Genomic DNA, 25,085 nt, shown 5'->3' on the forward strand with positions numbered 1-25,085 from the left:
TCGGTTGTTCCGTTGTTGTTACTTCTTCTGTTCTCGGTTGTTCCGTTGTTGTTACTTCTTCTGTTCTCGGTTGTTCCGTTGTTGTTACTTCTTCTGTTCTCGGTTGTTTATCTATCAAATTCACTTTTAATTTAACATCATACTGATGATCATATGCAAAACCTGGTATTGTTGCAACCACATGCACATGTGACGGATAAATCATTTTACCATCTACTAAAGCAAATCTAATAGTACGTGTATCCTCTTCATTATTCGAATTGATTAGCACGACATCTTGATTATCTACTGTGAATGATTGCCACCAACTAGCATTTTTGATGGTCAACTCAATAAATTTTTGTCCATTAATTTCTACAATATTAATTTCAGGATTAACAAACTTGTTCATTGTTGATAATTCTTGAGTACTATCTTTTAATACTTCTAACGTCCCTTTACCCACAGACCTTACAACTTCTGATGGCGTTGTTGTGGCTGTGACTAATGTAGCAATTACTGCTCGTGGTTGATATTCTTCTAATACTTTACTTCGACTTTGGACTGTAATACGATAAACATCTTGTGGTTGCATTGTTGAATCAACAAACATACCTTGTGTCAAACTTTGTTGTTTAACTTGTTTCTCTTCTAAAATACTAAATGTACCGTCTGGTTGTTGCTTTTCTAGACGTATTAATGTATCAAAATTATGTCCTTGCTCTGTTAAAACTTCTGATGCTGACATTTGTTGTTGTGCTAAATATTGTTCATAAGCTACTTTATCAACAATCGGTTTTAAACGTGATGAAGATTTTGACCACAAAACATAATCTGCTGGTGTTAAGCCTATAACATGCCAATTAATACGACCATCTTTAGCCTCACTTTCAATTGATGAACTGACAATCGGCGAAATGACACGATCACCCACAATTGTTTGCTTAGTCAAAGGGTTTAACGCCACATCTAATGTAATAATATCAGTCAGTGATTTAAATGGTGTTTCATCAAAACTTGTTAACAAATTTGATGAAACATCAAAAGTTGTTAATCTAGGTAAACCTACCGTCGCACCTGTAATTAAATTAGTAATCATATTACCATTAGCTTTTAAATTCTGTAATTCAGGTGTTTGTAGACGTGTTAAATCTAATTCTGACAATAAATTACCATTTAAATTTAATGTGCGTAATTTTGATACTTGTTCCAATGTTTGTGGTAGCTTAATTAATCTATTATTACTTAAATTTAAATGAGTTAGATTAATAGAGTTAACAAATGGTTGTTGACCCAACGATGATAAATGATTGTTGGATAAGTCGATTGAATCTATTTTAGTTAAGTTTGATAAGGTTGATTCAGGTATTTCTGTTAAAAAGTTATTTTCCAATTCTACTTCCTGTAATGTTTCACGACTACCTTCAAAAATTTCAGGTGCAATTAATGAAATACTATTATACGGTGCTTTAAATACTTGTAATTTTGATAATTTAGATATACTTGATGGTAATGCTGTTAATGAATTATGATTTAAATAAATATTTTCTAAATTAATCATATGATCAAAGAAATCTTCTGGTAATATTGTAATTGCATTATTCATTAATTTTAAAGTTGTTACTCCTGCACCTAAATGTTTCAGAAACGAAACATCTGATAATTGATAATTGGATAAATCAATTTCACCTTGTGCTTGTGCTAATTCATCTGCTGTCACAAAACCATTATTATTTATATCTAATCCCTCTTTAACTAAGGCATTTTGTAATAAGGCTTCACCATTTTTAGTATTTTCTTCTTCTTTAAAACCGTACCATCCTGCTTTAATGTCATCTAAATTAAATGTTAAAAATGCCATTTTATAACGATCATAATGACCAACTAATTCTTCAATACCTCCACGATGTGTATAAAGCACGCCTACTTGACGAATATCTTCTATACTATTTAATTTAAATTTATAAGTGTTAAACTCTTCTGAATTAATATGTTTGATAGTTTCTTTATTTCGTGGGTAATAATTTTGTGCTAAAGTATTATCACTGTAATCTTTATATGTTGGTACTGATAATGAAAAATCAATCACTGATTTACCTAAACCAGTATTTAAGAAAGTTACAATGTATTCACCATTGATAACTTCTAATTTCACACGCGGGTCAAAAAAATTAAGTAAAATCGATTCATTTTCTGGTGAATCAATACGTTGGGCTTTTGCTGTAATCGTATAAACACCATCAGCTAATGGTTGTGAATCTTGCTTATTATAAGTAACATTAGATGCTGTTATCGTCAATGGCACTGTCTTTTCTTGTATTACACCATTTTTTTCCACATGATAAATAACTTGATAATTTCCTGCTGTTGGTGAAATGAGCAATTCATTAGTTGCTGCTTTTGATAATGGTTGGTTATCTTTCATAATCGTCACATAAGATCTATCTAATTGTGCACGAGATGTGATAACATGATTATCTTTTACAATAACATTTTGCCATAAATCTATTGAGAAGCCTGCTGAACCTACTAATTCATCATTCTGTAATTCGATGGTTAATGATGATACTGGTGTTGTCATCGTTGTATTTTCTACTTGTGGTGCAATTGATGCTATATCATAAAATAAATTTCCACGAATAAATGTTGCATACTCATTAGGGATATTTAAACGAAAATCTATCGCAACTTGATTATTTTTAAATCTTGATATGGGTATATAAGCTATTTTTTTATCTTCACTTAACTGGGGTTCAGTATCTGTTGAACTATAGAATAAATTTCCTTCGTCAAAGATGATATCATTATGATTAATTTTAACTGGAATAACTTGCTCACCATCGATTGTTATAGGTTCAACAGTCGTATCAATATATTTATCAAAATATGCTTGATAATCATCGGCAAAGCTGCCTGTTGCTTCTAAATGCATTGGTCCTTGCTGCTTAGTAGGCGTTACGTCTTCTGATATAGATTCTGTTGTGGTTTCTGTTGTGGTTTCTGTTGTAGTTTCTACTATATTTTCTACATGAAATGTTAATTGTCCACGTAGATGTTTAATCGTATTATCTAAACCAGCAACATCAAAATCAATATCAACTTGTTGATTATTAATAGCAGTTACTGGGATATACGCAGTTTTTTTATCTTCACTTAATTCTGCTAATTGACTACCTGCATAAAATACATTATCCGAATCAAATGGACTATCTCCTAGTATTGTCACTGCAATAACCTTCTGACCTTGACGCTCTATTATTTGAACATCCTTCTTAACATAAGTAGCAAAATAGTTTTCTGCATCTTCTTTTGTCCAACCATCTCCTGTTAATTGTAATTTATATATTGTATTATCTATTAAACCCGTCGTTGTTGTTTCATCAACTGCTAAAGTCATGTCAGGTGTTATAACTAAACTTTGAGACAATAACATTGTTACTGATAAAGATGTAACTAAAAAACGTTTTGTTATTTTTTTCATTATATTCTCCTTATTAAAATATATTTATATACCTCCCTATTATAAATGATAATCATTCTCAATACCTTATGGAAATGAAGTTATTTGTGACATTTCTGTGAACTTAAGCCTATACTGTATGTTTTTAATCTAAAAAACGTGATATAAATTAAACTTTTATTTGTTGTAAAATAAAAAACTTAAGAATAAATTCTATCCTTAAGTTTTTCTATTATAATAATTTTGCTGCTGCTTGATCCATAACGATTTCTACATTTTTATGATTCAGTAAACTACTGGCAGGTATGGATTCATTTGGTACTTGTAATTGTAACAATTGTTTCATAATATTTGCTTTATTAACACCTATGGCAACAAGTATAATTTTTTGAGCTGATAAAATTGTTTTTATTCCCATTGTAATTGCTTGTGTTGGCACCTTACTCGTTTGACCATCAAAAAATCTAGCATTTGCTTTAATCGTAGATGGAGATAAATCTACAATATGTGTGTATGAGTCGAAAGAAGTACCTGGTTCATTAAATGCAATGTGACCATTTTCTCCTATTCCTAATAATTGCAAATCTACACCTCCAAAAGACTTAATTAAGTTTTCATAATTATTACATTGTGCTTGTAAGTCAAAGGCATCACCTTTGGGTAAATGATAATTGGTAATTTGTAACTCATCAAATAATAAATGTTTCATATAATAATGATAACTTTGTTCATCTTCTGCTGCTAAACCTACATACTCGTCTAAATTAATTGTTGTGACTTGTGAAAAATCTACTTGTTGTTGCTGACTTTGTTGAATAAGTTGATGATAAATTGGTACCATCGTACCGCCTGTTGCTAGTCCTAAAATACTTTCACCATTTGTTTTAACTTGATCTAACAATAATTTTGCTACATAATTTTCAACTTGTACTTGATCAGATAGTACTGTAATTTTCATACAATCACCTCTTTACTTCTATTTATAATTCAACAGTCTATATCTTCTTGTTGATATGTTTGTGTGACAAATGACAATTGATTTTGTTCATCAACGACTAAAGCTATTAATACGCCCCCATAAACACAACCACCATCTATATTAATTCTATTTGATAAATGTTCATAGAATGGTGCGTCTTGTACAGGCGTATGACCATGTACAACTGGTTTATCATATGATTGATTAGTACTTAAAAAGGGTTCTCGTATCCAAATTAAGTCTCGTACACTTTGTTTTTGATAAGTTTGATTAAAATCTACTCCTGCATGTACATAATAAAATTGATTATCTTCATATTTAAGACGCAAGCCTTTTAACCATTGACGATATTGCTTATATTCTATTGCAAATTGCCTAAAATATTGACGACTTTGTTCTTCCGTGGCTTGTGGATAAAATGATTTTAAAGTTGATAAACCACCATTTTTTAAATAATGTGTTTTTCTAAGTTCTTCTTTACTTTGACTGTACATGGCTTCGTCTACTGCTAATAAAAACATATTTTCATGATTTCCCATTAATACAATATGCTGACTATATTTTTCTTGAAGTGACTTGAAAAATTGCCAAACCTTATTAGTATACTTACCTCGATCACACATATCCCCTAAACAAATTAAAGTATCTGATTGTGGTTTGAAATTAAGTTTGTTTAGTAATTTTTGCATAGTATAATAACAACCATGAATATCTGAAATAATAATTTTCATCATATCCCTCCTCTCTTGAACATAAAATGGATTTACTTAATATTACAATGTATTACTATATTTTTCCATTATTAAGGTAAAAAAATTTAAAATAAGTGTGATAAAGAAAGAGAAAATCTATGTGTTCTTTTCTTTATCACACTCATTGTATCATATTATTTTGCTGGTATTACAGAACCATCTTTCCATTTATCAGCGATAAATTTAGCTATTTCATCACTTTGTAATACTGAAACTAATTTTTTAATTTTTTCATTATTTTCATTACCTTTTTTAACAGCGATTAAATTGGCATACGCTGAATCTGACGATTCTAAAGCAATTGAATCTTTTGTTGGATTTAAACCTGCATCAATTGCAAAATTTGAATTAATAATAACTGCATCGCCTTCATTATTTTGATATGTTTGTACTAATAATTCTGGTGCAATACGTGCTTCAAATTTAAAGTTCTTTTTATTATCTTTAATATCATCAAATGTGGCTTTAACTGGATCTACACCATCTTTTAATGTTACTAAACCTACTTTAGTAAAGAAACTTAAAAATCTACCTTGTTCTGCTGGATTTGTTGATGCTAAAATTGTTGCACCTTCTGGTAATTCTTCTAAACTTTTATATTTTTTAGAATAGATGGCCATTGGTTCAATATGTACATTACCAACACTTACTTCATTCGTTTTATGCTCATCATTAAATTTAGTTAAGTAAGGTGTATGTTGGAAATAATTAGCATCTGCTTCACCACGATCAACAATTTCATTAGGTGTCACATAATCATTCACTACTTTAATGTTTAAAGTATAGCCTTCTTTTTCTAAAATTGATTTTGCTTCTTCTAAAATTTCAGCATGTGGTGCTGGTGAAGCAACAACAGTAATTGTTTTGTCTTCTGTTTTAGTGTCATTTTGTTGTGCTATTGATCCACATGCAGCTAATGCAATGGCAGCCGTACCGATTAATAACTGTCTAATAATTTTATTGAATTTCATATTCTCTTCCTCCAAATAATTAATTTTATATATTTCAGCAATTATTTTGCTGGAATAACCGATCCATCTTTCCAAGTATCTTTAATAAATTTAGCTATTTCTTCATCTTGTAATACTGAAATTAATTTTTTAATTTTTTCATTATTTTCATTACCTTTTTTCACTGCTAATAAATTAGCATATGGAGAATCTGATGATTCTAAAGCAATTGAATCTGTCGTTGGATTTAAACCAGCATCAATCGCGAAATTCGAGTTAATAATGACGGCATCGCTCTCATTATTTTGATAAGTTTGTACTAATAACTCAGGTGCAATTTTCGCTTCAAATTTAAAATATTTTTTATTTTCTTTAATATCATCAAATGTTGCTTTGACAGGATCTACACCCTCTTTTAAGGTAACTAAACCTGCTTTAGTAAAGAAACTTAAAAATCTACCTTGATCAGCAATACTTGTTGAAGCTAAAATTGTTGCGCCTTCTGGTAATTCTTCAATTGATCGATATTTTTTAGAATAGATGGCCATGGGTTCAATATGTACATTTCCGACACTTACTTCATTCGTTTTATGTTCTTCATTAAACTTTTCTAAATAAGGCGTATGTTGAAAATAATTGGCATCTGCTTCACCACGATCAACAATTTCATTAGGTGTCACATAATCATTCACTACTTTAATATTTAAAGTGTAACCTTCTTTTTCTAAAATTGTTTTAGCCTTCTCTAAAATTTCTGCATGAGGTACAGGTGAGGCTACAACTGTAATTGTTTTATCTTCTGAAATTTTATTCTCTTGTGTTGTTGAGCCACAAGCTGTTAACATGAGTACTACTGAACTGATTAATAGTTGTTTGATAATTTTGCTTAGTTTCATGTGTCCTCCTTCAAGTAAATGTATTAAGAATATTTACTCTACATTGAATGAAAATAAAAACACCTTTTCTCTATAATTAGAGAAAAGGCGTTAATACATCACGTCCATTCTCTTATCTATCAAAGTCTACGACTTTGCGTGAATTAGCACCTTACGAATTATCGTAGGTTGCCGGGCTTCATCGGGCACGTCCCTTCGCCACTCAATATAAGAGTTGTATTCTTGCTTAGTACTTTAACATATAATGATTCATAATGCAATAGCTATTAACGTTTATCTACACGTTTTGTTAATAGGTCACCGATAATTTGAAAAATAAATACTAAAATTAATATCGAAATTGTTGCTAAAAATGTTACATCAATTTGATTACGTGTATAACCGACTAAATATGCTAAACCACCTAAACCACCCGCACCAATAACAGCCGCTACAGCTGTTGAACTAATTAAAGCAATAGCTGTTACAGTTAATCCTGAAATCAAAGCAGGTAAAGATTCTGGAATAAGTACTTTAACGATAATACGCCATGTTGATGCCCCCATCGATTCCGCTGCTTCAATAATACCTTTTGGTATTTCTTTTAATGCAATTTCAACTAATCTAGCATAAAATGGTGCAGCACTAATAATTAAAGCTGGTAGAGCACCATTAGGACCTATCATCGTTTTAGCAATTAAAATAGTAAATGGAATTAATAAAACAATTAAAATAATAAAAGGAATTGAACGGAAAATATTAACTATTTGCGAAATAACTTGATAAATAATTTTGTTTTCCATGACATTGCCTTCAGAAGTTAAAAATAATAACAAACCTAAAGCTAAACCTAAAAACGCTACAATGATTGTTGCTACAATAGTCATATATAATGTTTCATTGACTGCTGTTAAATAATCATCCCAACGAACATGTTTAAAGCTCAACATTTCTTGTAAACGACCTAACAAAGTATCTGATTGTGCTATTAATAAATTAAACATAACGTATTACCTCCGCGCTCATACCTGTTGCTGTATTAACATCGTCAATCATTTGTTGCACTATAGATTTTTCTGAAGTTGAGTGATTAACTAAGGCAATAATACTACCATAACCACCTTTTGAGGTTGCTGTAACTTTAGCGTGTAAAATTGAAATATCTACACGGTAACGACGTGATAATTTAGAAATTGTAGGACTATCAATTGCTTCACCATTAAAAATAAATTTAATAATCGTGCCTTGTCCTGCTTGTAAATTTAAATATGTCATCATTTCATCAATGTTTAATTCGTCTGTTTCTTCTTTAACAAAACGTTTTGTAATATCTTGCTTAGGATGATTAAAGACATCTAACACTTCACCCATTTCAACAATTTTACCTTTTTCCATCACTGCAACACGATGACATATTTTACTAATAACATGCATTTCATGCGTAATTAATACGACTGTTAATCCCATTTTTTTATTAATATCTAAAATTAAATCTAAAATATCATCTGTTGTTTTAGGATCTAATGCACTCGTAGCTTCATCACATAATAATACATCTGGATCATTCGCCAAAGCACGTGCAATACCTACACGCTGTTTTTGTCCACCTGATAATTGTGATGGATAAGCATTTTCTTTACCTTCTAATCCAACTAAACGTACCAATTCTAATGCACGTTGATGACGTTGTGCTTTCTCTACACCTGCAATCTCTAGTGGAAATTCAATATTTTCTACAACTGTTCTTGACCACAATAAATTAAAATGTTGAAAAATCATGGCAATTTTCTGACGTGCTTTTAACAAATCTCTTCTTGGTAAATGCGTAATTTCTTGTTCACCAATAAAAATTTGTCCAGAAGTCACTTGTTCTAAACCATTTAATAGACGAATTAATGTACTTTTTCCAGCACCAGAAAAACCAATAATACCAAAGATTTCACCTTTATTAACAGTAAGACTAATATCCTTTACTGCTGTGACATAATTATGATCCGTCTTATAAACTTTAGTGACATTTTCTACTTTAATCATTATTATCCCCTCCTTAAAACAACCATTACATGTTATAAAATTCAAATTATATATAATTTGTATCTATAAATTATAGCACGTAGCAAAATAAAAATGCAATGCACCTTATTAAATCTCATTAATATCAAACTATAATAATAAAATGATGAAAGGAGTATGTAAACTGATCAGTTTACTACTCCTTTCATCATTTTATTATAAACCTGATGTTAAATCTTTATAGTCTGTGACATCTAATAATTGTTCAACTTCTTGTTCTGATGTAGGTGTAATCTCAACAACCCAACCCGCTTCGTAAGGTGAGCTACTAATTAATGAAGGTGTTATTTCAAGTGCTTCATTAACTGCTGTAATGACACCATCGATTGGTGCATATAATTCTGATACTGTTTTAACAGATTCTACATTAGCGAATGGCTCATTAGCTGTAACTTTTTGACCAACTTCAGGTAATTCAACAAAAACAATTGAACCTAATGTATCTACTTGATATTGTGTTACCCCATAACGATAACGATTGTCCATTTGTTTTAACCAACCATGGTCTTTAGAGAATAATAAATCCGCTTCAAATTTAGCTTGCGCATTGAAAACTTCATCATATTGTGCCTGTTTAAAACCTAATAATACGTGATTTTCTGTAATTACCATTGGTCGTTTAATTAACATACCGTCAGAAGCTAATAATTCCAATTTTTCTGCATCTGATAATGTGGGTAATTTATCTTTTAAACCTAATTCACGATACTTCATGCCTGAAGTATTAAAAAATTTCTTGAATTCTAAACCGCTAGATTTAATAATTTTTTTTAATGTTGATTTACTCGGTACTTTATCTACCATATCAATTGCTTCGAATTCGATTTGATGTTCAGTTAACCATTGTTTAGCTTTTTTACATGTTGTACATTTTGGATACTCATAAAATTTAATCATTATCATCTTCTCCTTACATCTTAACTATCCTATGACTTAATTATACTTCATACGCTAGTAAAATTAAAGTTTATTTATTCTCTATTAAAACTGTGAATATCTAACAACTTAATAATTTGTTGTTTCTCTTCACTTTCTGGTAATTTTAAAATCATATTTTTAGGATAAAATATTTTACCATCTTGTGCTGATTGATTAACTATACCATGAAGAATAGCACTCACTTCACTTAATTCTAAAATTTGATCATCTCTCATTAAAATACGAATATTAGAATCTGTTAAAGCACGATAAGCAAAATTTTCTACGCTATCTACAGCTAAATAATAGTTCGGATCTATACCGACTTTTAAAAATAATGCTGTTAATTGTTGCACAATCGAATCATCTGGCCATGCTAAAGTTTGACGTTCACTTTTAGTTTGATACGTTTTAAATTTAAATAATTGACGTGTTAAATAGCGTTGACTTAAATCACTTAAAATAGCATCTGATTCATTTTGCCAAGTCATAAAATAATATTGCATGACTACTTCATCTAAAGCTAAATAGTCTACTAATGTGACCTTATTGATAAAAAATGGAATCAAATAATCAGGTTGAATTAAAAATTGATAATTGCTATGATATAACTCTTTAGCACGTTGAAATAATTTCGTGATTAATGCTTCTACACCACGACTAACACCATGATAATAAACTTGCCAGAACATTTGATAACGTCCTAAAATATAATCTTCTATATCATGTATACCACTTTCTTTAATGACTAAACGTCCATCTTTTTCACGCATTAAGCGTAAAATACGTTCCATATCGAATTGTCCATAATTAACACCTGTATAATAAGCATCTCTTTGCAAATAATCCATTCTATCTGCATCTATTTGACTAGATATCAAATCTACAATTAACTTATTATCATATTCATGACTAATGACATCAGCAACTTGTTGTGGAAACTTTGCATCAACTTGTAGTAGCACTTGATGAATCTCAGTATCTCCTAAAATAATTTGTTGTGTAAAATTTTCATGATCAGAATTAAAAATTTTTTCAAACATATGCGAAAATGGGCCATGACCTACATCATGTAATAATGCGGCACATAATGCTACTGAACGCTCATTGGCATCAACTACTTGACGACGATATAAATTATCATCTAATATACGTCTAGTAATTTCATAAACGCCTAAACTATGTCCAAATCTTGTATGTTCTGCACCATGAAAGGTCATTGATGTTACACCTAATTGCTTAATTCTTCTTAAACGTTGAAATTCTTTCGTATTAATTAAATCCCAATATAAACGTTCTTTTATTCGAATATATTGATGAATAGGGTCTTTAAATACTTTTTCTTCTTCTAATTTTTGAAAACGATATTGTACCATGGCTGTCGCCCCCTTTTCTTTATATTAACACTTCTATTATCTTAATAAAATAAAAAGAGGTACTTGACCTCTTTTAGTTTAATTGTTGTTCACGTTCTTTTTTTAACTTTTCTGCTAAAGCTAATCGTTTTGCTTGTCGCGCTGCATGTTTAGCATCTTTTTCTGGGTCGCGCTTTGTTTCAATTCTTTTTTGGATTTTAGGTAGTAATTCAATTTCATCTTTAGCAATGACTGGTCGATTATTCACTATCGCAAAAGTTCTTGTACGTCCCGGACCACACATGGATTGACAACCAACAATAATTTCTGCTTCTGAGTCTAGTTTTTGTATTTTAGGAATTAGTGTTCTAACATTAACACCTAAACATTCATCACAAACGTAATAAATATTCTTTTGTTTTTCTTCCATGTTGCCTCCTTATTTATTGATAAATCATTGTCATTAACTTTTCATTTCTTTGATGTACGCGTTGTTCTCTTTGTTCAAAGATCATTTGCTCATCATTTGATAACTGACTCATTTTAACATATTGACTATGTGCCTGCAATGTTGATAAAAATAATTGTAATATATCGTAAGCTGTCCAATTTTGATGGAGCAATTCATTTAATGATGCCATACATTGTGGATGAATATCTGGATATTGTAGCGGATTATTAGCTAAATCTCGACGTGCATACTGATAAAAATTGCGCATTATTTCAGCACGTTGACTGCCTGATTCTGATACACATAAATAAATTTGTACCGCCATTCCTTGTCGAATACGTCTTTGTGAAATACCGGCAAATTTTTTATCATCAATACTTAAATCGTAATTTCCTGGGCAATAGGAATGTACAATTTCTTTAGCTTCTATTTTAGCTTGCGTAAAGGGTGCTAACATTGTTTTAACGACTTGATACATCAAATCATAACCATCATCAATGCTTAGACGATAATAATGATTAAAAATAAGCGAAATATTTAACACACCTTCATCTAAGACTACGCCTAACCCACCTGAATTACGAATAATGACATCATAGCCTTGAGATTTTAAATAATCAATTCCTTCTTTAATATGTGGTAACTTTGTATCTTGTGTACCTAAAACAATGGTATGTTGATGAATCCATGAGCGAATGATTGCTTGTTGATCATCAGCATCAACTGTTTCACAAAAAGTATCATCATAGGCAAATGAATTAAGTGGTGGCATGATTAAACCTAATGATGAATGGTCTATGTAACGCCAATTAAAATAATTGAAATAATTTATATTCTGCATAGTGACTCCTTAATTATTCTTCTATTTTAACAAATAATACTGAAAATTGACAATCAGAAAATTAAAAAATACCCATGATCTTCGCACTATTATTAATAATAAATCAAAGTCATGAGTATTTTTATTAAATTCTATTAAATAAATATTATTTTTCTAATGATTGAACTGCTGAAATTAATGATAAACGATAAACGTCTTCAGCACTACATCCACGAGATAAATCGTTAACTGGTGCATTTAAACCTTGTAAAATAGGACCAATGGCTTCAAAACCACCGAAGCGTTGTGCCATTTTATAACCGATATTACCTGCTTCTAAGCTTGGGAATACATACACAGTTGCTGCACCTTTTAAAGGTGATGATGGTGCTTTAAGTTCAGCTACTTCTGGTACATAAGCCGCATCAAATTGAATTTCACCGTCAATAATTTCATCTGGTGCTAATGATTGTGCGATTTCTGTTGCTTTGCGTACACGTTCAGCATCTTCAGTTTTTGCTGAACCAGCCGTTGAGTAACTTAACATTGCGACTTTTGGATCAATTGAAAAACTACGTGCTGTTTTAATACTTTCAATAGCAATTTCTGCTAGTTCTTGTGATTCTAATTGTGGGTTAATTGCACAATCAGAGAAAACTAATTTTTCTTCACCACGTACCATAATGAAAGCACCACTTGTACGGCTTACACCTGGTTTTGTTTTAATGATTTGTAAAGCTGGACGAACAGTGTCTCCTGTTGAATGGATAGCACCTGATACTAAACCATCTGCTTCACCAACATAAACTAACATTGTTCCGAAGTAGTTTTCATCTAATAATAATTCACGCGCTTGTTCTTCTGTTGCTTTACCTTTACGACGCTCAACAAATTTTTCAACTAATGTATCAAATGCTTCATATTTTTTAGGATTAATAATCACTAAATTTTCAACAGATAAATTTAATGATGCTGCTAATTTTTCAATTTCTTCTTGATCACCTAAAACAATCGGTTTAACATAATCTGTTGAAGCTAATTTTACTGCTGCAGTTAATACGCGACTGTCCATTCCCTCTGGTAAAACGATACGTACTTCTTTACCTGCTAATTTAAGTTCTAATTCATCGAATAAATTTGACACTTTTTGAATCCTCCTATGATATAAATAAATCTATTACCTAATTTCATTCTAAGACCTTGTTCATAATAATTCAAGACTTTGTATCAAAATTTTTTATAATTTATGTGTATGTTATATTTCCATTAATTCACCATACTTTTCACTAGCTAGTTAGTAAGAAATATGCTATCTTTAAGTATATATTTACGCTAAGGAGGCAAGTTACTTGAAAGAAATACTTATTGCATTTTACTATGTCAGTACTTTTTTAATTTTTTATATCATTGGTCGTTTCTTTGATATCAGCAACTATTTCAAACCTTATGTTACAGATGCTAATCGTCTCTATATTTTTATTGGATTATCTGTCATAGCTTTTTTATGGATTGTTCTACAAAATTGGATTCGCATCTATAATTTAAGTACCCATATTTCTAGTAAAGTTATTATGATACTAACACCGATCGTTTTATTATCATACACTTTCTTTCCAATTAGCGAATTTGAAACGATTGATAATAACGATTTATTAATTATTATCATCTCAATTATATCTACCACTTTATTTTATCTATTATTAGGTTTAACGCATCTGATTTTCCCTAAAAAATCGAATCGAATAGAAAAACCTATTGAAATTATTGAAATGACTGAAGAAGAAGTCGTTCCAGACATCAAAGTTAAAAAAATAGAAAAATTAGATGAAATCACCTCTCAACCTACTCCTAGCTCAGACAAAAAAGAACCTAAAGTTATTCCATTAACTGTGGAAGCTGAGCCAATTGTAGAAAACAAAAATACACCTCAATATCATATTGATTTAAAAATTCAACAATTATATTATCAAAAAGAACGTTTAACGAATGATACACCTGTCAATAATTTTGTTAAATCATACATTGATAAACGTATTGCACAATTAAAAACACAAAAATAGAATAGCCGAATGGCTATTCTATTTTTGTAAGTATGATTCATAAATCGCTTCATATAAATCAATAAATCGTAAATATTGTGAAATAGAAACACGTTCATCTATTTGATGAGCTAGAGGTGAAATACCTGGTCCATAAACAGCAATATCCATATGTTGATTATCTTGTGTAAATTGAGCGGCATCTGTCGTACCAGAAACAGCAATAGGTTCAAATGTTGTTGGCATATGTTGATGATAATGATCTACTAGTACTTGTTCTTTAGTAGATAATTTCATTTGTGATACAGTTGCTTCAAAAATATTTTCGAATGATAAATCTTCGAATTTAGCTAATTGTGTCTGTATTGTACGTACTAAACGTGATAATTTTTCAGCTTGTACAGGTGGCTGATCAGCATCTACTGATAATTCTAAACGATAACCTTCTTCTTGATTTAATTCATTAATAATAGTTGTCAGTAATTGTGTCATTTGATGATTATCAAATTCTGGAATTGTACGTGCATTTGCTTGATACTCTGCATAATCTGGGATTGAATTAACTTGCGTACCACCTTTAATCAAAGTAATATTATGAATTAATTTACCCATAATCGGATTTTGATAGTCTTTAATAATTTGTGATAATTTTTCAACAACTTTATTCATACATTGTTGTAAATGTTCAATGGCGTTAATACCTACTTCTGGTGCCGAACTATGTGCAGCAACACCATAAGAACGAATTGTATAATTATATGAACCTTTGTGCGCATACATAATACCTAAGTTAACAGGTTCCCCGATTAATAATGCATCTAAATCACGTGCATAACCTTCTTGTGTTAATTGATGTGAGCCATGTTCACCAATTTCTTCACCAACTGTTGCTAATAAACGAATTGTACCTTTAAAATTACCTGATTGTTTGACGCGAATCATAGCAAATACTAATGCCATTAAACCTGCTTTCATATCTGTTGTCCCACGACCGTACATAAAGTCATCGACAACTTCTCCAGAAAAAGGTGGATAAGTCCATTGACTTTCATCTCCCGATGCTACGACATCCATATGTCCAGAAATACCTAAAACAGGCCCTTCACCATTAATAATTTCAGCCACTAAACTACTTCTATTATTATCATATTTTATTAATTCAGATGAAATATCATACTGTGCTAATAAATTTTTTAAATACATTGCAACTTCTTCCTCATTACCATTTTCACTATTAATACGAATAATATCTTGTAAACTTTGAATATATTTTTCTTTTGTTATCATATGACTACACTCCTTTTAATAATTAATTTTATCATATCATAATGAAAGCGTTTAATCCATTGATAACACTTGTTTTATGAAAAATAACTACTCATCTAATTGACGAATAGTTATTTTAATATTGTATTTCTTAAGCTCTTTCTTCAAATTTTGCTAAAGCATTAATAATTACTTGTGTTGCTTGTGCCATGACTTCTAATGAAGCAAATTCAAATTTACCGTGATAATTTTCACCACCTGTGAAAATGTTTGGTGTTGGTAAACCTTTGAATGATAATTGGGCACCATCTGTTCCACCACGAATAGCACCTATTTTTGGTTCAATATTTAACTCATGCATAACATCACGCACAACATTAACAATATCAATCACTGGTTCAATTTTTTCACGCATATTGTAATATTCATCGTGTAAATCATATGTAATAGCCACTTCACCATATTGACTTTGAATAAAGGCGATTGCTTGTTCGACTAATGCTTTTTTAGCTTCAAATTTCTGACGATCATGATCACGAATAATGTAAGAAGCTTTCGCTTGTTCAACATCTCCCGATAAATCTGTTAAATGGAAAAAGCCTTCATAGCCTTCAGTATATTCAGGTGCTTGTGCCTGTGGTAATAAACCATCAAATTTAAAAGCTAATTTTAAAGCATTAACCATTTTATTTTTAGCTGTACCTGGATGTACACTACTACCATTAAAAGTAATTAATAAACGTGCCGCATTGAAAGTTTCATATTCTAATTCTCCTAATACTGAGCCATCCATTGTATAAGCAAAATCAGCATTGAATTTAGCCACATCAAATTTATGCGGACCACGTCCAATTTCTTCATCTGGTGTGAAAGCAACACGAATATCTCCATGTTTAATTTCAGGATGTTTAATTAAATAATCTAAAGCTGTCATAATTTCAGCCATACCTGCTTTATCATCAGCACCCAATAAAGTTGTACCATCTGTTGTTACTAGTGTATGCCCGATATAATTTTTTAAATTCGGAAACTCACTAACTTTCATAACAATATTTTGCGCTGCATTTAAAACAATATCTTGACCATCATAATTTTCATGTACTTGTGGATTAACATTTTTACCTGTAAAATCTGTTGCTGTATCAATATGTGCTAATAAACCAATTGTTGGTACTTTTTTATCACTATTACTTGGTAAAGTTGCAAATAAATAACAATTGTCATCTAAATCAATATCTACTAAGCCCATTTCTGTTAATTCTTGTTGCAATAATTTGGCTAATTCCCATTGACCTTCTGATGAAGGTGTTGTTGTACTGTAGTAATCAGCTTGTGTATCTATTTTGACATAGCGTGTTAAACGTTCTAATAATTGTTGTTTCATTGTTATTCTCCTTTAAAAATCAAATAAATTATCTTGTACAGGTAATTCTTCTTGAGATAATTGCCCTGTCATCATCATCATTTCTTGTGATGATATCATTGATGATTGGTGTGCTTGCATAGCTACATTAGGTTTATTAGGTTTTTCTGTTAACTCACATAATGCTTTAATCGCTGCTAATTTTTGATAAATAATCATTTCATCACTACTTTGTTGTGCTTGTTGTAATTCTTTTTCGATTTGTTGTAAAACGGTTGATAATTGAATCATAATATATCCTTTCGTTAAGGTAATTGCCAATCTATCGGTTGTTGTTTTAAAGCAATTAATTGCTGATTAATTTGACTAAATGGACGACTTCCAAAGAAGCCACGGTAGGCAGATAGTGGACTTGGGTGTGGTGCTGTCAAAATAATATGATGTGTTGCTGTTATCAATTTCATTTTAGCTTGTGCTGGTTTCCCCCACAACACAAAAATAATTGGTTGCTGTCTATCATTTAGTACACTAATGACATGATCTGTAAATGTTTCCCAACCTTTATTTTTATGACTATTGGCCTTACCCTCTTCGACTGTCAATACACTATTTAATAATAACACACCTTGTTGTGCCCATGAAGTTAAATCACCCTTGGAAGGCATTTGACAACCAATATCATCAGCTAATTCTTTAAAAATATTACGTAATGAGGGCGGAATTGCCATATTTTGTGGTACTGAAAAACTCAAACCATGTGCTTGCCCTTCACCATGATAAGGGTCTTGCCCTAATATGACAACTTTCATCTCTTCATAAGGTGTTAATTCAAAAGCACGAAATTGTTGTTGTGATGGTGGAAAAATGCGTACTTGTTGTCTACGCTGATTAATAAATTGCTGTAATGTTTGAAAATATGCTTTATTTTTTTCGGCTGCTAATAATTTTTGCCATTGAGACATCACTTCACCTCTTTTCAATCAATATCTTTATTATAACTAAATTTATAGCTATTGAATAGTTGAGAATAGACAATTATTTAAAATTGTTAATTGACATCGTTATTACATTTATGTAAAATATTTTGATATACAAACAAAGGAGAGAACAATGTCATTTAAACTAATTTTTAATTATCGTCTATTATTACTACTCTTAACAATTGCTGGATTAATATTACAAATTTATCCAAATGAATGGTTTCAACTCACTTACTATACTTTACAATCCAATATATTAGTTGCTTGTTGTTTAATAGTATTACTTATTGTCATGCTAAAACAACAACATAATGTATTTACTAATACTAAACTTTTAAGATTAAAAGGTGCAACGACAATTGCAATTGCATTAACATTATTAGTTTATCATTTTATGTTAGCACCTACGGCTAAAGCTGAAGATTTTTATACACCTGAAAATTTCTTGCAACATTATATCGTACCTATTGGTTTTATTTTAGATTGGTTAATTATTGATCAACGTCGTCATTATCGTTATTTTGATCCATTATTATGGACTTTATTCCCATTACTGTACACAGTATATGCTTTAATTCGTGGTTATATTTTTCAAATACCTATTCCAGATCAACAACACAGCCCTTATCCTTACTTTTTTGTTGATATTAATCAATTAGGTTGGTCAGGATTTTTCATATATTTCATAGTTATTTTAACTGGCTATATCTTACTAGGTTATTTCATGTTAATTATTAAAGGCTGTCAAAAAAAGGCGCAAGTAGAAGTGAATGAATAACTTCTATTTGCGCCTTAGCTATTATTTAAATTCTTTTCTCATAAAAATAAAGCAACTGATAATAAATAGCACAATACCATAACCTAGTGAAGCCAATATTGTTGTTGAAACAAATGAACTTTTTAAAGTATTTACATTAATGACTTCAATTAATGTATAGGTTGGTAATGTTTCTACCACAGCTATAAGTTTAGGGAAATACGCAGTAATTATATTACTTGCAATTGATTCTATTACAATCGCATAAGATATAAAAATTGCCACTGCCACATACGGTTTTGATAACCACGTGAATAATAAGGCAGCTAGACCTGTTAATACAAAATAACTAAAACTTTGTATCCCCATACGTAGTAATAAATCTATCACATTTACTTTATGACCTAATATGTAAGCTATACTGATTATTACAATATATGCAATACATACAAATACTAGCGTCAATAAATAAGCTAAAATAAATTTAACAACAAAAACTTTTACTCTTGATATTTTAGTAATTAATACATTATTTATAACGCGTTGACTAAATTCATCACCCCAAACAATCATATAAATATTAGTTAGAAAAATAGGAATAAAACCCGTAATAATTCTAACAATTGATATTGCTAGATTAGTTTCAACTTGCTGAAAACTAAATGCCGTATACCCCAATATAATTAAAGCAATGATCATAATTAAAGAAATTAAGCCTAATTTACCTTTTAAAATTCTATAAAAATCCGCACTTAATATTGCCATTATTTTACACCTCCTACTAAATTCAAGAAATAATCTTCTAAGCTTTCTTTTTCGTAAGTGAAATATGTTAAATAAATTTGATGTGACATTAACTGTTGTGCAATGTCTGGCATAGCTGTTTCAGGTGCCATGACTTTAATTATATTTTCTACTACTTCACATTGATATTGTTGTGATAATATTTCTAATGTTTTCGTTAAATTTGATGATTTTAATTTAATATAACTATGATGATTTTCTAAATCTTCTTCACTCAATTGTTTAATTAATTTACCTTGATGAATAATACCATAACGTGTCGCTAATAAAGATAGCTCGGATAATAAATGGCTCGAAATCAAGACTGTCGTATTATACTGACGATTTAAACTTTCGATGAGTTGACGCATCTCCACAATACCTTGTGGGTCAAGACCATTCATAGGTTCATCTAAAATTAAAAAGTCTGGACGATTAAGAATGGCAATCCCCAAACCTAATCTTTGGCGCATACCTAAAGAAAAATCTTTCACTTTTTTATTTTTAGTATTTTCTAAACCGATGAATTCTAATACTTGTTGGACACGTTGTTGTTTATTTGCGATACGATAAACTTTAGCATAGTACATTAAATTATCTTGAGCTGATAAATAAGGATAATAAGTTGGCCCTTCAATCACTGCACCTATTTTTAGTTGCTGTGGAAAATTAATGTGTCCAGATGTTGGTCGAATTAATGAAGTTAACATACGTATTAATGTTGTTTTACCTGAACCATTTTGACCAATCAAACCATAAATATCACCTTGTTGAATGTTTAAATCTACTTGATTAACAGCATTAATATGTCCATACTTTTTTGTTAATTGTTTTGTGGTAATTAAATTATTCATTTTATCACTCCTTTGTATTAATTAAATAATACACTAATTACATAAGTGTGTCAACAATAAAAAAACGAATAGCTTTAACACTACTCGTTTTTAAATATTTATCTTATTTCCGCACCTTGTGCAATCAATTGTGCCATAATTTTTTCATGTACACCTGTTATTTCTTCATCTGTTAAAGTTTTATTAGGATCTTGATACACTAATGCAAATGCGACTGATTGCTTACCTTCTGGTAACTTATCACCACGATATAGATCAAAAACATCTAGTTGACTTAATAAACGTCCACCTGTTTGTTTAATCGTATTATACCATTGAACAATTGGTATTTCTTTATCAACAAGTATCGCAATATCACGAGAAATAGCTGGATATTTTGGTATACTTTGATAAGCTAATTGACCTACTTCTAACGCTAATAAGTATGATAAGTCAATTTCAAAAACATATGTTTCTTTAATATCACGTGCTGCTTGTACTAATGGATGAACTTGACCAACAAAACCGATATACTGTGTTTTATAATAGATAGCTGCTGTACGTCCTGGATGCATTTTATCTATTTCTACTGCTTTGTACTCAATATCTTGTGATACATTTAATTTTTCAAATATCGCTGCCATCACACCTTTGGCAGTAAAGAAATCAATTTTATCTACATGACCTTGCCATTTAGTGTTTGTCCAATTACCTGTTAACACACCTGCTAAATGTTCTTTTTGAATTGGTAATTGTTCACCATTATCATAAAAAATACGACCTATTTCAAACAAACGTATATCTTGTTGACTACGTGCGACATTGTAGGCAACTGTATCTAACAAACCTGATACAATATTTTGACGTAATGTTGAACGTTCTTCACTCATTGGCATTAACAATGATACCGTTGGATGATTATTTGACATAAATGATGTTGCTTTGTCTTGTGAAGTTAAAGCATAAGTAATTGCTTCATTTAAACCTAATCCTTGTAATAATTTTTTCACTTCACGGCGCTTACGTTGTTTAATTGTTAAGCCACCAGCAGTCATTTCAGTGAATTTTGGTAATGTAGCTGGGATATTATCATAACCATATAAACGTGCCACTTCTTCAACTAAATCTTCTGGTAATGTAATATCACCACGACGCGTTGGAATTTCAACTTCAAAATTATCATTGTTTAATCGATAAACAAAACCTAAACGTCCAAAAATATCTGCGACTTGTTCTGCTGTTAATAATAAACCTGTAACACGATTAATTTTATCAACGCTAACTTCTACAATTGCTGGTGTGATGTCTAAGTGATTAAATTCTGCTTCACCATCTAAAACAGTTCCACCGCCATATTGTGCCATTAATTGTGCTGCACGTTCAACTGCTAAACCAACACGATAAGGATCAATACCTTTTTCAAAACGAACTGATGATTCTGAACGTAAACCATGATGTGCAGAAGTACGTCTTATCATTAATGGATTGAAATACGCCGCTTCTAATACAATATTGGTTGTGGATTCAGTAACTTCTGAAAATTTACCACCCATAACACCAGCTAATGCAATCGCTTCTTGACCATTGGTAATGACTAATTGTTCTGCTGTTAAAGTACGTTCAACATCATCTAATGTTGTGATCATTTCTCCCTCTTTAGCACGACGCACAACAATATTATTTGAACCAATTTGGTCTGCATCAAAGGCATGTAATGGCTGACCATATTCGATTAACACATAGTTTGTAATATCAACAATATTATTAATTGGACGGATACCTGCTTGAATTAAACGGCCTTGTAACCATAATGGTGAAGGTTTAATTGTTACATTTTTTATTACTTTTGCGATATATAATGGACAAGCCGCTTCATCTTGCACTTCAACCGAAATACTATCAGTTGCTAACTCATCTGATGTTTGATAACTTACTTCTGGTAATAACACATCTTGTTCATATAAAGCCCCGACTTCGTAAGCTACGCCTAACATATTTAATGCATCTGCACGATTAGGTGTTAAACCTAATTCCATCACACCACCATTTAGCCCAAGCGCAACTAAGGCGTCTATCCCAACAGTTACTGCTTCCGGAAAAACATAAATACCTTCTTGATATTCTTTCGCAACTAATTTTGAAGGAATACCTAATTCTTGTAATGAACAAATCATCCCATTAGATACTTGACCACGTAATTTACCACGTTTAATTTTACCACTTGGTAAATGTGCACCAACTTTCGCAACAATAACATATTGACCCGCTTCTACATTCGGTGCGCCACAAACAATTTGTTGCGGTGTTTCTTCACCTAAATCAACCATACAAATATTTAATTTATCTGCATCTGGGTGTTTGTCTTTGCTTATGACATGACCGACAACAACATTTTTAACTGTTTCTTCTAATTTATCAATTGCCTCTACTTCTATACCACTACGTGTAATTTTCTCGGCTAAATCTTCAATAGATGCGTCAATTTTAATATAATCTTTTAACCATTGGTAACTAACTAACATTGTATCCTCCTAATCTTCTAATGCTTTAAACTGTTCTAAGAATCGTAAGTCATCTACATAAAAATGACGAATGTCTTCAATACCATATTTCAACATAGCAATACGATCCACACCCATACCAAACGCAAAACCTTGATATTTCGTCGCATCAAAACCTGCCATCGTTAACACATTTGGATGCACCATCCCTGCACCTAATACTTCAATCCATCCTGTATGTTTACATACATTACAACCTTCACCACCACATTTAAAACATGAAATATCAACTTCTACTGATGGTTCAGTAAATGGAAAGAAACTTGGACGCAAACGAATTTCTCGATTATCACCAAACATTTTTTTAGCAAAGACTAATAATGTCCCTTTTAAATCACTCATTGAAATATTTTCATCTATAACTAAACCTTCAATTTGCATAAATTGATGAGAATGTGTAGCATCATCACTATCACGACGATAAACAATTCCAGGACATATAATTTTAATTGGTGCTTGTCCTTTAGCTGCAACCATTGTACGTGCTTGAATAGATGAAGTATGTGTACGTAATAATGTTTCTTCAGTAATATAGAATGAATCTTGCATTTCACGTGCTGGGTGACCTTTTGGTAGATTTAGCATCTCAAAATTATAATAGTCACTTTCTACTTCCGGCCCTTCTTCAACTGTGTAGCCCATACCAATAAATAAATCTTCTAATTCTTCAATAATATGTGATAGTGGATGTGCACTACCTAAATTAATATTTTTAGCTGGTAAAGTCACATCTAATGTTTCACTAGCTAATTGTGCATTTAACATTTGTTGTGATAAAGTTTTTTCTTGTCCTTCAATCAAAGCTAAAACTTCATTACGTAATTCATTAACTAATTGACCAAAAGCTGGTTTTTCTTCATTAGATAAATTTTTCATTTCTTTCATTAGGCCAGAAACTGCACCTTTTTTACCTAAATATTCTACTTTTAAATTTTGTAATGTTTGTTTATCTTTAACTGTTGCTAATTTATTTTTTATCTCTTGTCTAATTGTTTCAAAAATTGTTGCCATCTGTTTTCTCCTTTAATAAAATTAAAATCCCTTTGTGTTAAATTAACACAAAGGGACGAAATATTCCGTGGTACCACCCAATTTAATAAGTTTTTAAACTTATTCACTCTTCATTAAATAACGCTAATGACACGTCTAAGATTTAAATATTACTATTGTCCCTCTTAGCAACAACGAAGTGAAAAAATTAAATGAAGTTTATGAAAGTTCCAGTCATGCTTTCAATTCCCTGTTAAACTCCGTTATTTAATTTATGCTTCTTAATTTATTTGTAATCATATATTATTATAAAGTCTATATTCAAGACTTTCAAGCACAATTATTTTTTACGTCCTTTTTTATAAATTGCTTTATGACGTGCCTTATTTTGCAATTTTGCTTCATACATTTGACTTTCTACTATCATTTTCTGACGCACAAAACTTCTAAGCACTGTATAAACAATAAAAACAATTAAAAATATAGTCGTATCTATCGTACGATTACCCGATAAAAAGCTAATACACATAATCAATGTAATCACTGGAATAAATAAAAAATTCACCCATTCATGACGCTTAGCCCACAATAATTGTACTGGTTGATATTTTCTTCGTAAATAAATCCAGATTAAATTTAATAAATTAAATGATACAATAACTATAACTATAATTAATTTTTCATCTACTTTATTTTCAATAGCAAACATCATTAACAAAATAACGATTAAACTTACATAAAATGCTACGTCATACCATTTTTCTTTAACTACCTTAATTAAATTATCCATCTCAAACTCCTCATTATTAAATATATTACTTCTCTATTCTATCATTTTTTGTAAAAAAAATAACCTTACTGATAAGTAAAGCTTAAAATGGCGGTCCCGACGGGAATCGAA

General features: G+C 30.6%; 21 protein-coding genes, 3 pseudogenes and 1 riboswitch. Of the genes and pseudogenes, 2 read left to right on the forward strand and 22 right to left on the reverse strand.

Translation table 11 applies throughout. From position 1 onward, the window contains the following. The 13 genes and pseudogenes from AC5EAH_RS04795 to pta all read right to left on the reverse strand — a co-directional run. Positions 1–3,460 (reverse strand): NEAT domain-containing protein (locus AC5EAH_RS04795; protein WP_493493625.1); only part of this gene is annotated, 3,460 nt, incomplete at its 3' end. A gap of 211 nt (positions 3,461–3,671) precedes the next feature. Beyond that, positions 3,672–4,397 (reverse strand): glucosamine-6-phosphate deaminase, encoded by a 726-nt coding sequence (gene nagB, locus AC5EAH_RS04800; protein WP_493493626.1) that lies wholly within the window; start codon positions 4,395–4,397, stop codon positions 3,672–3,674. Between the two features lie 29 nt (positions 4,398–4,426). Next, entirely contained in the window at positions 4,427–5,149 is a 723-nt protein-coding gene (locus AC5EAH_RS04805) for a metallophosphoesterase family protein (protein ID WP_493493627.1), read from the reverse strand. 155 nt (positions 5,150–5,304) lie between these two features. Beyond that, positions 5,305–6,141: a MetQ/NlpA family ABC transporter substrate-binding protein gene (locus AC5EAH_RS04810; RefSeq protein ID WP_493493628.1), complete on the reverse strand. Its 837-nt coding sequence runs from the start codon at positions 6,139–6,141 to the stop codon at positions 5,305–5,307. Positions 6,142–6,182: 41 nt separating this feature from the next. Beyond that, positions 6,183–7,016, reverse strand: a complete 834-nt coding sequence (locus tag AC5EAH_RS04815; protein WP_493493629.1) for a MetQ/NlpA family ABC transporter substrate-binding protein — start codon at positions 7,014–7,016, stop codon at positions 6,183–6,185. Positions 7,017–7,125: 109 nt separating this feature from the next. After that, positions 7,126–7,230: riboswitch (SAM riboswitch) on the reverse strand. Positions 7,231–7,282: 52 nt separating this feature from the next. Beyond that, positions 7,283–7,999, reverse strand: a complete 717-nt coding sequence (locus tag AC5EAH_RS04820; protein WP_493493630.1) for a methionine ABC transporter permease — start codon at positions 7,997–7,999, stop codon at positions 7,283–7,285. Beyond that, the gene (locus AC5EAH_RS04825) at positions 7,992–9,029 is read right to left on the reverse strand and encodes a methionine ABC transporter ATP-binding protein (protein WP_493493631.1); all 1,038 of its coding nucleotides are present in this window, start codon (positions 9,027–9,029) and stop codon (positions 7,992–7,994) included. Before AC5EAH_RS04825 ends, AC5EAH_RS04820 begins: the two co-directional genes overlap by 8 nt. 195 nt (positions 9,030–9,224) lie before the next feature. After that, positions 9,225–9,593 (reverse strand): annotated as a pseudogene (gcvH, locus tag AC5EAH_RS04830) (glycine cleavage system protein GcvH); the annotation flags it as partial. Positions 9,594–9,629: 36 nt separating this feature from the next. After that, positions 9,630–9,965, reverse strand: a pseudogene (locus AC5EAH_RS04835) (arsenate reductase family protein); the annotation flags it as partial. A gap of 74 nt (positions 9,966–10,039) precedes the next feature. Next, positions 10,040–11,362: an HD domain-containing protein gene (locus AC5EAH_RS04840; RefSeq protein ID WP_493493632.1), complete on the reverse strand. Its 1,323-nt coding sequence runs from the start codon at positions 11,360–11,362 to the stop codon at positions 10,040–10,042. A gap of 73 nt (positions 11,363–11,435) precedes the next feature. Then, positions 11,436–11,771 carry a YuzB family protein gene (locus AC5EAH_RS04845; protein ID WP_493493633.1) on the reverse strand — a complete coding sequence of 112 codons (336 nt, stop codon included), beginning with the start codon at positions 11,769–11,771 and terminating at the stop codon, positions 11,436–11,438. Between the two features lie 13 nt (positions 11,772–11,784). Continuing rightward, positions 11,785–12,633, reverse strand: coding sequence for a lipoate--protein ligase family protein (locus AC5EAH_RS04850; protein WP_493493634.1), 849 nt, complete (start codon positions 12,631–12,633; stop codon positions 11,785–11,787). A 145-nt stretch (positions 12,634–12,778) separates the two neighbouring features. Further along, positions 12,779–13,756, reverse strand: a complete 978-nt coding sequence (gene pta / locus AC5EAH_RS04855) for a phosphate acetyltransferase (protein WP_493493635.1) — start codon at positions 13,754–13,756, stop codon at positions 12,779–12,781. A gap of 205 nt (positions 13,757–13,961) precedes the next feature. Between pta and AC5EAH_RS04860 the strand changes: the two genes are divergently transcribed. Continuing rightward, entirely contained in the window at positions 13,962–14,672 is a 711-nt protein-coding gene (locus tag AC5EAH_RS04860) for a hypothetical protein (protein WP_493493636.1), read from the forward strand. An 18-nt stretch (positions 14,673–14,690) separates the two neighbouring features. Here AC5EAH_RS04860 and AC5EAH_RS04865 read toward each other — a convergent pair whose 3' ends face one another. The 4 genes from AC5EAH_RS04865 to ung form a co-directional block, all read right to left on the reverse strand. Next, positions 14,691–15,938, reverse strand: coding sequence for an ArgE/DapE family deacylase (locus AC5EAH_RS04865; RefSeq protein ID WP_493493637.1), 1,248 nt, complete (start codon positions 15,936–15,938; stop codon positions 14,691–14,693). Between the two features lie 130 nt (positions 15,939–16,068). Then, positions 16,069–17,301 (reverse strand): peptidase T, encoded by a 1,233-nt coding sequence (pepT, locus tag AC5EAH_RS04870; RefSeq protein WP_493493638.1) that lies wholly within the window; start codon positions 17,299–17,301, stop codon positions 16,069–16,071. A 12-nt stretch (positions 17,302–17,313) separates the two neighbouring features. After that, a complete protein-coding gene (locus AC5EAH_RS04875; protein ID WP_493493639.1) occupies positions 17,314–17,571 on the reverse strand; it encodes a DUF5327 family protein in 258 nt (85 codons plus the stop codon). A 14-nt stretch (positions 17,572–17,585) separates the two neighbouring features. Continuing rightward, positions 17,586–18,242, reverse strand: coding sequence for a uracil-DNA glycosylase (gene ung, locus AC5EAH_RS04880; RefSeq protein WP_493493640.1), 657 nt, complete (start codon positions 18,240–18,242; stop codon positions 17,586–17,588). A 148-nt stretch (positions 18,243–18,390) separates the two neighbouring features. Between ung and AC5EAH_RS04885 the strand changes: the two genes are divergently transcribed. Next, positions 18,391–19,038 (forward strand): Pr6Pr family membrane protein, encoded by a 648-nt coding sequence (locus AC5EAH_RS04885; RefSeq protein WP_493493641.1) that lies wholly within the window; start codon positions 18,391–18,393, stop codon positions 19,036–19,038. Between the two features lie 21 nt (positions 19,039–19,059). Here AC5EAH_RS04885 and AC5EAH_RS04890 read toward each other — a convergent pair whose 3' ends face one another. The 5 genes and pseudogenes from AC5EAH_RS04890 to AC5EAH_RS04910 form a co-directional block, all read right to left on the reverse strand. Continuing rightward, positions 19,060–19,782, reverse strand: a complete 723-nt coding sequence (locus AC5EAH_RS04890; protein ID WP_493493642.1) for a hypothetical protein — start codon at positions 19,780–19,782, stop codon at positions 19,060–19,062. Beyond that, entirely contained in the window at positions 19,782–20,654 is an 873-nt protein-coding gene (locus AC5EAH_RS04895) for an ATP-binding cassette domain-containing protein (RefSeq protein WP_493493643.1), read from the reverse strand. Before AC5EAH_RS04895 ends, AC5EAH_RS04890 begins: the two co-directional genes overlap by 1 nt. Before the next feature lie 98 nt (positions 20,655–20,752). Further along, on the reverse strand, positions 20,753–23,155 hold the full coding sequence (gene pheT / locus AC5EAH_RS04900; protein WP_493493644.1) for a phenylalanine--tRNA ligase subunit beta: 2,403 nt from the start codon (positions 23,153–23,155) through the stop codon (positions 20,753–20,755). A 9-nt stretch (positions 23,156–23,164) separates the two neighbouring features. Continuing rightward, positions 23,165–24,145 (reverse strand): annotated as a pseudogene (pheS, locus tag AC5EAH_RS04905) (phenylalanine--tRNA ligase subunit alpha); the annotation flags it as partial. A gap of 379 nt (positions 24,146–24,524) precedes the next feature. Next, positions 24,525–24,974, reverse strand: a complete 450-nt coding sequence (locus AC5EAH_RS04910) for a hypothetical protein (RefSeq protein WP_493493645.1) — start codon at positions 24,972–24,974, stop codon at positions 24,525–24,527. Positions 24,975–25,085 lie beyond the last annotated feature (111 nt).

It is taken from the genome of Staphylococcus sp. B1(2026), assembly GCF_058895785.1.